The sequence below is a fragment of the Streptomyces spongiae genome (genome assembly GCF_009377185.1).
Lineage (GTDB): Bacteria > Actinomycetota > Actinomycetes > Streptomycetales > Streptomycetaceae > Streptomyces > Streptomyces spongiae.
In genome coordinates this window covers 1-10,697 of the sequence record NZ_VJZC01000340.1, presented here as the reverse complement: position 1 = coordinate 10,697, position 10,697 = coordinate 1, and the positions used below count along the sequence as shown (strand labels likewise).

Sequence of the window (10,697 nt, the reverse complement as noted above, 5' to 3'; positions counted from 1 at the left end):
GGGTAGGGGCGGCGGGGGCGAGGAAACCAACCCCGACAAGCACCACCGCCATCTACGCGGCGAGGCAGAGGCAGAGGCAGAGACTCAGGCAAACCCCCGCACCACCCGGAGCGATCGAACAGGGCGCGGAGACCGGCATCCGGGCGACCAAGACCCGACTCGCGTTCACCCTCCCGTCCCGGTCACCCCACGTGACGCTGCCGGTAGTGCTCGCGCCAGCGCGGCGTCGCCGCGCCCTCGAGAACGGTCATCACCACGTCGTGCGCCAGCCGGTCGTCGACCGGCAGATGCCCGAACAGCACCCGGTGGTACGTGGTCGCGGCCAGCAGGTCGAGCAGCAGGTCGAGGTCCGCGTCCGCACGGAGGTCACCGCGTTCGATGCCGCGGAGCAGTGCCGCCCTGGTGGTGGCCCGCCGCGGGTGGAAGATCGTGTCGGTGAAGACCCGGTCCAGGTCGGGATCTCCGGCCAGGTCCGCGATCAGCGCGGGCAGCGTCCGGCGGCCGAAGGTGCCCCCGAAAGCCTGACCGATGGTCTCGATGCCCAGGATCAGGTCGCAGTGGGTGCACCCCGTGTCGGGGGTGGGGGCCGTGCCCATGATCTCGCCCAGCGCCGTGATGACCAGCAGTTGCCGCGATGCCCAGCGGCGCCGGATGGCCGGCTTGGTGGTGCCGGCCCGGACGGCGACCGCCTCCAGGGTGAGGCCGGGATAGCCGACCTCGGCGAGCAGTTCCCGGGTGGCGGTCAGGATCGCGGTGTCGAGCCGCGCGTCTCGCGGCCGCCCTGCCGCCCTGGCCGGAGTGCGGGCGGAGGTGCTCCCAGGGTTTGCCATGGCGCTCAGTATAGGTAGCATGCAGTTTCGTTCCGATCCGTAACGTAATGAAATTGCGAGGTCCTCATGCCACGGCGGGAACTGGCCGACGAAGGAACAGCCGACGAAGGGCCAGCCAGCGAGGAGACAACCGACGAAGAGGCAGCCCACGAAGAGGCAGCCCACGAAGGAGCCGCCGATCCCTCGCCGCGGCGCGACCCCACGACGAAGCCACCGGGCGAAGCTGCGGGGCAGGGCGTGTTCCAGTCCCCGTACACGGCCATGACCTGGGGAATCGTCCTCTCGGTCGGTCTGGTGGCCTTCGAGTCGATGGGCGTGGCCACGGTGCTCCCGGAGATCGCCGACAGGCTGGGCGGCCTCAACGCCTACGGCTGGGGATTCTCCGCCCTGATGCTCGCCAACCTGATAGGCACCGTCGCGGCCGGCCGCTCCGCCGACCGCCGTGGCCCGGCCAGGCCGCTCGGCCTCGGCCTGGCCGTCTTCGCGGCCGGCTGCGCCCTGGCCGGCGCCGCGCCGAACTGGCCGGTCTTCCTCGCCGGGCGCTTCGTGCAGGGCCTCGGCGTCGGTGCCGTGATGGCCCTGGCCTACACCGTCATCGGCCTGAACTACCCGGAACACCTCAGGTCCCGGATGTTCGCGCTGGTCTCCGGCGCCTGGACCGTCCCCTCGCTCGTCGGGCCGGCCCTCGCCGGGCTGGTCGCCGAGCACGTCCACTGGCGCGGCGTATTCGTCCTGCTGCTGCCGCTGATCGGGCTCGCCTGGGCGATGGCGGTGCCCCCGCTGCTGCGCCGAGGGCGCCCGCGCCCGCCCGCCGCCGACGCGGCGCGCGACGCCTGGTGGCGGGGCCCGGTGGCCCGCGGAATCCTGGTCAGCGCCGGCACCGCGGTACTGCTCGGCGGCTTGCAGTTCACCAACCTCGCCGTGCTGGTGCCGCTCGCGCTGCTCGGCGTCGTGGCCGCGGTACTGGGCCTGCGCACGGTGCTGCCGCCCGGCACTCTGCGCGGCCGGCGCGGGGTGCCGACCGGAGTGCTGATTCGGTTCCTGCTGTGCGGCGCCTACTTCGGCAGCGAGGCATTCCTGCCGCTCGGCCTCACTCAACTGCGCGGGCTGAGCACCACCGAGGCCGGCCTCGGCCTGTCCGCCGGGGCGATCACCTGGGTGCTGGGCGCGGCCTGGCAGGGCCGCGCGGACGACCGCTGGAGGGGGCGCTCCCGGGCGCTGCCGATCGCCGTCGGCTGCGCGCTGCTGGCCGCGGGCGTCGGGATCATCGCCGCCGGCATCCTGATCGACTCGGTGCCGGCGCTCGTCGCCGTACTCGGCTGGGCCGTCGGCGGCGTCGGCATGGGCATCGCGTTCAACGCCGCGACGACCGACGCCATGGAGCAGGCGCCCGCCGACCGGCAGGGCGAGGTCAGCGGTGCGCTGCAACTCGCCCAGACGTTGGCCGTCGCCGTACTCAGCGGCCTCGGTGGCGCGGCGATCGCCCTGGCCCACGAACACGGCGCGGCCACCGCCACCGGTCTCACCGCCACCTTCGGCCTCACCACAGCGCTGGCCCTCACCGGCGTCGCGACGGCCCACCGCATCAGGCGAACCACCTGACCACACCCCACCGCATCAGGCCGACCACCTGACCGCACCCCACCGGGCGGCGCGCCCGCCGAGCACCGCCCGGCCCGCGCCGCCCGGTACCCCGGCCACGGCCGGACCCCGGCCATGCTCTGCCGTGCACCGAGTGCCCGCTCAGCACGTGCCGGTGTCCCGCGGGTCGGACCGGCGAGGCGTGACGCTTCGGACCGGCGAGGCGTGACGCTTCGCCACCGCAACCAGCCACATGCGGCAGTCAGACCTGAACCCACCGCCCGTACCGGCCCCTCCGCACCACCGGCCACAGAGCCACCCCGATCGCCAGCGCCATCAGGTGGCCCCAGTTCGTCAGGGGGTCCTGCAAGGTGATCAGGTCGTTGACCAGCATTCCGCCGAAGGCCGCCAGCAACGGCCACCGCAGCCACGGCGACAGCAACCCCGCCAGCGCGCCCACACTCGTCGCCACACCGAAGCTGATGCCGTAGTCGAGGCGATGGAGGGAACTCTCGGGAAGGTGGCCCACCAGGACGGCGAGGCCGACCGGGACCTCGGTGGCGAGGGTGGCGAGCACATGCCCCACGAAGAAGACACCGGCCGTGCGCACGCCGCCGAGACGGCGCTCCAGAGCGGTCAGGACCACCACGAGACCGAGCGCGTACGGCGACCCGAGTCCACCCGCCGTCCACAGCGCGCTCGCGAACAGCACCAGCACCGGGTGCTGGACGAGGTGTGCGACATCCGTGCTGGAGCCCTGGTGGAGGGCATGGACGAGAGACGGGTCGGCGTACTCGGTGATCGCCGAGGTGACCAGCAGGACGGCGGCGTACGCGCACGTGAAGGGGGTCCCCGCCGGGGTCGGGAGCAGGGCGCGAAGGCGCTCGGCCCACACACGGACAAGCGGTTGCGGGACGGGCGGTTGCGGAGCGGGCTCCGTACTCGCCGTGCTCTCGGCCGCTTCGGACGTCGCCCCGCGCGGTCGCGGGATCCCGTCCAGGCCGGGCCCGGCGACCGGCGGCCTCACGTCGGGCGGCGCGGCCCCGTCCACTGGGTCCAAGGTGAGGCGCTCCTTCCGTTCCACCTCACCTTTGACCTCTCCCGCGCCGCTGTCTGTGATCCCCGCCACGCGAGACGCCTTTCACGCCGATTCACAGGAACCCGACAGGCCCCTCGGGCAACGGCGTCAGTGTCCGGACGCGGTTCGCTCCCGTCGAAATTCACGGTGCCCTGCCCAACGGAGCTGCCAGGATGACCCCATGAGTACGTCGTACGACATCCCGGAAGTCATCGATCGCCGCGAGGGCCCGTACGGCGAGGTCGCGTTGCGGCGGCACGGGGAGTTGCTCCAGATCATCGCGAACGGGTGCTTCCTGATGGACACGTCCGACGGGCGCTCGGAGCGGCTGCTCGTCGACGCGGCGCTGGGCGCCCTGGACGAACGGCCGGAGCCGAGCGTGCTGATCGGCGGCCTGGGCGTCGGATTCTCGCTCGCGCACGCGGCGGCGAACCCGCGGTGGGGCCGCATCACGGTCGTGGAGCGTGAGCCGGCCATCATCGAGTGGCACCGGCGCGGGCCGCTCGCCGAGTTGTCCTCCGACGCGCTCGCGGACCCTCGTACGGAGATCGCGGAAGCCGATCTCGTCGAATTCGTCAATGAGATGTCCGACACATATGACGCGCTGTGCCTGGACATCGACAACGGGCCCGACTGGACCGTCACCGACGACAATCACAGCCTGTATTCGCCGTCCGGACTCACAAGCTGCGCAAGCGTGTTGAAGCCGGGCGGAGTCCTCGCGGTGTGGTCGGCCCAGCCGTCAACGGAATTCGAGGAAACCTTGGGGAATGCCGGGTTCCAGCGGGTGCGTACCGAAGAGATCCCGGTTGCCCGAGGCGTTCCGGACGTCGTGCACCTCGGGATCCGCCCTGGATAGCCGCGGCACCGTAACTGCCCGTACTCTGCTCCTCTGACGCCGATCATTCATACGGCAACCGCAGTCATGCGCAACCAAGGGATCACCCCACGGATCCCGGAAAGCAATACAGGGGCGGGCGATGGAGCAGACACACACCTCCCACAACGGCACGGCGGCGACCCCGGGCGCACAGCGCCGGGTCCTGGTCGTGGAGGACGACCCGACGATCGTCGACGCCATCGCGACCCGCCTGCGGGCCGAGGGGTTCCTCGTGCAGACCGCGAGTGACGGTCCGGCCGCCGTCGACACCGCCGAGGCATGGCAGCCCGATCTGCTGATCCTCGACATCATGCTGCCGGGCTTCGACGGCCTGGAGGTATGTCGGAGAGTGCAGGCGCAGCGGCCGGTGCCGGTGATGATGCTCACCGCGCGGGACGACGAGACGGACATGCTGGTCGGGCTCGGCGTCGGCGCCGACGACTACATGACGAAGCCGTTCTCCATGCGCGAGCTGGCCGCACGCGTGCACGTCCTGCTGCGCCGGGTGGAGCGGGCCGCGCTGGCCGCCTCGACCCCGCGCTCGGGCATCCTGCGCCTCGGCGAGCTGGAGATCGACCACGCTCAGCGGCGGGTGCGGGTGCGCAGCGAGGACGTGCACCTCACGCCGACCGAGTTCGACCTCCTGGTGTGCCTGGCGAACACCCCCCGTGCCGTACTCTCGCGCGAGCAGCTGCTCGCCGAGGTGTGGGACTGGGCGGACGCGTCCGGGACGCGGACCGTGGACAGCCACATCAAGGCGCTGCGGCGGAAGATCGGGGCGGAGCGGATCCGTACCGTGCACGGTGTGGGGTACGCGCTGGAGACCCCGACACCCTGAGACGGTGCTCGCGTAGGGGGCTGATGGCGGTATGAGCGGTCTCGGTGAGTCGCGCAAGGGCGCGGGACCCTGGGGCGGTGTGCGCCCGTTCTCGATCAAGACGAAGCTGGGCACGCTCGTCGTCGTCTCGGTCCTGATCACCACGGGTCTGTCGATGATCGCGGTGCACACGAAGACCGAGCTCCGCTTCATCACGGTCTTCTCGATGATCGCCACACTTCTCATCACGCAGTTCGTGGCGCATTCACTCACCGCGCCGCTGGACGAGATGAACGCGGTCGCCCGGTACATCTCGCACGGTGACTACACGCGCCGGGTCAACGACAGCCGCCGGGACGAGCTGGGCGACCTGGCCCACACGATCAACCTCATGGCCGACGAGCTGGAGGCCCAGAACCGTCAGCGCAAGGAGCTCGTGGCGAACGTCTCGCACGAGCTGCGCACGCCCATCGCGGGTCTGCGCGCCGTGCTGGAGAACGTGGTGGACGGCTTCTCCGCGGCCGACCCCGAGACGATGCGCACGGCCCTGAAGCAGACGGAGCGCCTGGGGCGCCTGGTCGAGACCCTTCTGGACCTCTCCCGCCTGGACAACGGCGTCGTGCCCCTGCGCAAACGCCGCTTCGAGGTGTGGCCGTACCTGTCGGGTGTCCTCAAGGAGGCCAACATGGTCGCCTCCGCGCGCGGGGGCCTCGCCTCGGACTCCGGCAAGCACACGCGCACGGACGTCCACCTGCACCTGGACGTGCATCCTCCGGAGCTCACGGCCCACGCCGACCCGGAGCGCATCCACCAGGTGGTGGCCAACCTCATCGACAACGCGGTCAAGCACAGCCCGCCGCACGGCCGCGTGACGGTGAAGGCCAGGCGCGGCAACACGCCCGAGTCCCTGGACCTGGAGGTGCTGGACGAGGGGCCGGGCATCCCCGAGTCCGAGTGGCACCGCGTGTTCGAACGCTTCAACCGCGGGGCCGTGAGATCCCCCCACGGCCCCGGCAGCGACGGCGGCACCGGCCTGGGCCTCGCCATCGCCCGCTGGGCCGTCGACCTCCACGGCGGCCGCATCGGCGTCGCCGAGTCCAAACGCGGCTGCCGAATCCAGGTAGCCCTCCCCGGCCTCCCGGGCCAACGCACGGCCCAGTAGCGGCTGCCGGGCGCGCCCCAGGCTTTTAAGGGGCGCGGGGAACTGCGCGACAAGCCACACACAACCCGCACCCGCCCCCAAACAGAACCCGGCAGACGAGACGCATCCGGCCACCCACCAAACGCACCTGGCCGGATCCACGTCACACGTCCGGGACTTCCATCTCTGCCAAGTTGACGTAAAGTTCGATGTGGAGCCACAAGATCCGTGGGCGTCCGCGCTGGCGGACACGTGTGATCAGGCCGTCGTCACGCGGAACGCCGCGCACACGCCGCCACAGGCCCGCGCCGCGGCATGCGCTCCCCACCGGAACCTCGCTTGTTTCCCGCCATTTCCAGCCCCGAAACACGCATTCCGATGTGACTTACACGACGATGGACCAGCCCGGCCTGACCTTCACCGCCACGGAGGCGTAGCCTTTATTCCCGCTGTCCATCACCTTGTGAAGCGGAAGAGGGCGGTTGCCGCCGTGTCGCCACAGTCCCCCAGTAACTCGAGCATCTCGACCGACGCAGACCGAGCGGGCAAGAATCCCGCAGCGGCCTTCGGGCCCAACGAGTGGCTCGTCGACGAGATCTATCAGCAGTACCTCCAGGACCCGAATTCGGTAGACCGCGCCTGGTGGGACTTCTTCGCCGACTACAAGCCGGGTGCGGCCGCCGCCTCGGCTCCGGCGGGTACCGCGGCCGCGGGGGCCGCGGGCACCACCACCCCGCAGACTCCGGCCGCGCCCGCCGCACCGGCCAAGCCCGCGGCCCCCGCGGCTCCGGCCCAGGCCGCCGCGCCCGCGCAGGCCACACCGGCCCCCGCGGCCGCGAAGCCCGCCGCCGCACCGGCCGCGCCCAAGCCCGCCGCTGCCGCCCCCGCGAAGCCGGCGAAGAAGGCCGAGCCCGTCGCCGCGTCCGCCGGCGGCCCCGAGCTGGTGACGCTGCGCGGCCCGTCCGCCGCCGTCGCGAAGAACATGAACGCCTCGCTGGAGCTGCCCACGGCCACGTCCGTGCGCGCGGTCCCGGTGAAGCTGCTGTTCGACAACCGGATCGTCATCAACAACCACCTCAAGCGCGCCCGGGGCGGGAAGATCTCCTTCACGCACCTCATCGGGTACGCGATGGTGCAGGCCATCAAGGCCATGCCGTCGATGAACTGGTCGTTCGGCGAGAAGGACGGCAAGCCGACCCTCATCAAGCCGGCGCACGTCAACCTCGGCCTCGCCATCGACCTGGTCAAGCCGAACGGCGACCGCCAGCTCGTCGTCGCGGCGATCAAGAAGGCCGAGACGCTGAACTTCTTCGAGTTCTGGCAGGCCTACGAGGACATCGTCCGTCGCGCCCGCGACAACAAGCTGACGATGGACGACTTCACCGGCGTCACGGTCTCGCTGACCAACCCCGGCGGCCTCGGCACCGTCCACTCGGTGCCGCGTCTGATGCCCGGCCAGTCGGTGATCATGGGCGTCGGCTCCATGGACTACCCGGCGGAGTTCCAGGGCACGTCCCAGGACACGCTGAACAAGCTCGGCATCTCCAAGGTCATGACGCTCACGTCGACGTATGACCACCGGGTGATCCAGGGCGCGGCCTCCGGCGAGTTCCTGCGCGCCGTCGCGAACCTGCTCCTCGGCGAGAACGGCTTCTACGACGAGATCTTCGAGGCGCTGCGCATCCCCTACGAGCCGGTCCGCTGGCTCAAGGACATCGACGCCTCGCACGACGACGACGTCACCAAGGCCGCCCGTGTCTTCGAGCTGATCCACTCCTACCGGGTCCGCGGCCACGTCATGGCCGACACCGACCCGCTGGAGTACCGCCAGCGCAAGCACCCCGACCTGGACATCACCGAGCACGGCCTCACCCTGTGGGACCTGGAGCGCGAGTTCGCGGTCGGCGGCTTCTCCGGCAAGTCGATGATGAAGCTGCGCGACATCCTCGGCGTGCTGCGCGACTCGTACTGCCGCACCACCGGCATCGAGTTCATGCACATCCAGGACCCCAAGCAGCGCAAGTGGATCCAGGACCGCATCGAGCGCCCGCACTCCAAGCCGGAGCGCGAGGAGCAGCTGCGCATCCTGCGCCGGCTGAACGCGGCGGAGGCCTTCGAGACGTTCCTGCAGACGAAGTACGTCGGCCAGAAGCGCTTCTCCCTGGAAGGCGGCGAGTCCGTCATCCCGCTGCTCGACGCGGTGCTGGACAGCGCGGCGGAGTCCCGCCTGGACGAGGTCGTCATCGGCATGGCCCACCGCGGCCGTCTGAACGTCCTGGCGAACATCGTCGGCAAGTCGTACGCGCAGATCTTCCGCGAGTTCGAGGGCAACCTCGACCCGAAGTCGATGCACGGCTCCGGCGACGTGAAGTACCACCTGGGCGCCCAGGGCACCTTCACCGGTCTCGACGGCGAGCAGATCACCGTCTCGCTGGCCGCCAACCCCTCCCACCTGGAGGCGGTCGACCCGGTCCTGGAGGGCATCGCCCGCGCCAAGCAGGACATCATCAACAAGGGCGGCACGGACTTCACGGTCCTGCCGGTGGCCCTGCACGGCGACGCGGCCTTCGCGGGCCAGGGCGTGGTGGCCGAGACCCTGAACATGTCGCAGCTGCGCGGCTACCGCACCGGCGGCACGGTCCACGTGGTCATCAACAACCAGGTCGGCTTCACCGCCGCCCCGGAGTCGTCCCGCTCGTCGATGTACGCCACGGACGTGGCCCGCATGATCGAGGCCCCGATCTTCCACGTGAACGGCGACGACCCGGAGGCCGTGGTCCGCGTCGCGCGTCTGGCCTTCGAGTTCCGCCAGGCGTTCAACAAGGACGTGGTGATCGACCTCATCTGCTACCGCCGCCGCGGTCACAACGAGTCGGACAACCCGGCCTTCACCCAGCCGCTGATGTACGACCTGATCGACAAGAAGCGCTCGGTGCGCAAGCTCTACACCGAGTCCCTCATCGGTCGCGGCGACATCACCCTGGAAGAGGCCGAGCAGGCGCTGCAGGACTACCAGGGCCAGCTGGAGAAGGTCTTCACGGAGGTCCGCGAGGCCACCTCGCAGCCGGCGTCGGGCGAGTCCCACGACCCGCAGGACGGCTTCCCGGTCGCGGTGAACACGGCCGTCTCCGCCGAGGTCGTCAAGCGCATCGCCGAGTCCCAGGTCAACATCCCCGACCACATCACCGTCCACCCGCGTCTGCTGCCGCAGCTGCAGCGCCGGGCGGCGATGATCGAGGACGACGCGATCGACTGGGGCATGGGCGAGACGCTCGCGATCGGCTCCCTGCTCCTGGAGGGCACCCCGGTGCGTCTCTCGGGCCAGGACTCCCGCCGCGGCACGTTCGGCCAGCGTCACGCGGTCCTGATCGACCGCGAGACGGGCGGGGACTTCACCCCGCTGCTGTACCTGTCGGACGACCAGGCCCGCTACAACGTCTACGACTCGCTGCTCTCCGAGTACGCGGCGATGGGCTTCGAGTACGGCTACTCGCTCGCCCGTCCTGAGTCGCTGGTCATGTGGGAGGCCCAGTTCGGCGACTTCGTCAACGGCGCCCAGACGGTCGTGGACGAGTTCATCTCGTCGGCGGAGCAGAAGTGGGGCCAGACGAGCGGCGTCACGCTCCTCCTCCCCCACGGCTACGAGGGCCAGGGCCCGGACCACTCCTCGGCCCGCCCGGAGCGGTTCCTCCAGCTCTGTGCGCAGAACAACATGACGGTCGCGATGCCGACCCTCCCGTCGAACTACTTCCATCTCCTGCGCTGGCAGGTGCACAACCCGCACCACAAGCCGCTCGTCGTCTTCACCCCGAAGTCGATGCTGCGTCTGAAGGCGGCGGCGTCGAAGGCGGACGAGTTCATGACCGGCCAGTTCCGCCCGGTCATCGGCGACAGCACGGTGGACCCGGCGGCGGTCAAGAAGGTCGTCTTCACCGCGGGCAAGGTCTACTACGACCTCGAAGCCGAGCGGAAGAAGCGCGGCGTCACGGACACGGCGATCATCCGCCTCGAGCGGCTGTACCCGATCCCGGGTGCCGAGGTGCAGGCGGAGATCGCCAAGTACCCGAACGCCGAGAAGTACCTGTGGGCCCAGGAGGAGCCGGCCAACCAGGGCGCCTGGCCGTTCATCGCCCTGAACCTGATCGACCACCTGGACCTGGCGGTCGGCGCGGACGTCCCGCACGGCGAGCGCCTGCGCCGCATCTCCCGCCCGCACGGCTCGTCCCCGGCGGTGGGCTCGGCGAAGCGCCACCAGGCGGAGCAGGAGCAGCTGGTGCGTGAGGTGTTCGAGGCGTGACGCGTCTCTGAGCACTGCTGATCGACCGGATCAGCCAAAGGATCGGCCCCACACCTCGGTTGAGGTGTGAGGC

At 70.5% G+C, this 10,697-nt stretch carries 7 protein-coding genes; 5 read left to right on the top strand and 2 right to left on the bottom strand.

Annotated features, from left to right (window positions below; translation table 11 throughout):
- Positions 1-182: 182 nt before the first annotated feature.
- A complete protein-coding gene (locus FNH08_RS33145) occupies positions 183-830 on the bottom strand; it encodes a TetR/AcrR family transcriptional regulator (RefSeq protein WP_194238693.1) in 648 nt (215 codons plus the stop codon).
- 237 nt (positions 831-1,067) lie between these two features.
- On the opposite strand from FNH08_RS33145, the gene FNH08_RS33140 reads away from it, so the two are divergent.
- Positions 1,068-2,432, top strand: coding sequence for an MFS transporter (locus tag FNH08_RS33140; RefSeq protein ID WP_322725910.1), 1,365 nt, complete (start codon positions 1,068-1,070; stop codon positions 2,430-2,432).
- A gap of 241 nt (positions 2,433-2,673) precedes the next feature.
- Here the strand turns inward: FNH08_RS33140 and FNH08_RS33135 are convergent, their stop codons facing one another.
- Positions 2,674-3,471, bottom strand: coding sequence for a rhomboid-like protein (locus FNH08_RS33135; protein WP_152775223.1), 798 nt, complete (start codon positions 3,469-3,471; stop codon positions 2,674-2,676).
- Between the two features lie 199 nt (positions 3,472-3,670).
- Between FNH08_RS33135 and FNH08_RS33130 the strand changes: the two genes are divergently transcribed.
- From FNH08_RS33130 to FNH08_RS33115, 4 genes are all read left to right on the top strand, one after another.
- Positions 3,671-4,348 carry a spermine/spermidine synthase domain-containing protein gene (locus FNH08_RS33130; RefSeq protein WP_152775222.1) on the top strand — a complete coding sequence of 226 codons (678 nt, stop codon included), beginning with the start codon at positions 3,671-3,673 and terminating at the stop codon, positions 4,346-4,348.
- Positions 4,349-4,469: 121 nt separating this feature from the next.
- Positions 4,470-5,207: a response regulator transcription factor gene (locus FNH08_RS33125; protein ID WP_152775221.1), complete on the top strand. Its 738-nt coding sequence runs from the start codon at positions 4,470-4,472 to the stop codon at positions 5,205-5,207.
- Between the two features lie 31 nt (positions 5,208-5,238).
- Positions 5,239-6,348 (top strand): HAMP domain-containing sensor histidine kinase, encoded by a 1,110-nt coding sequence (locus FNH08_RS33120; protein WP_152775220.1) that lies wholly within the window; start codon positions 5,239-5,241, stop codon positions 6,346-6,348.
- A 469-nt stretch (positions 6,349-6,817) separates the two neighbouring features.
- Positions 6,818-10,624, top strand: coding sequence for a multifunctional oxoglutarate decarboxylase/oxoglutarate dehydrogenase thiamine pyrophosphate-binding subunit/dihydrolipoyllysine-residue succinyltransferase subunit (locus FNH08_RS33115; protein WP_322725909.1), 3,807 nt, complete (start codon positions 6,818-6,820; stop codon positions 10,622-10,624).
- The last annotated feature ends 73 nt before the right edge of the window (positions 10,625-10,697 follow it).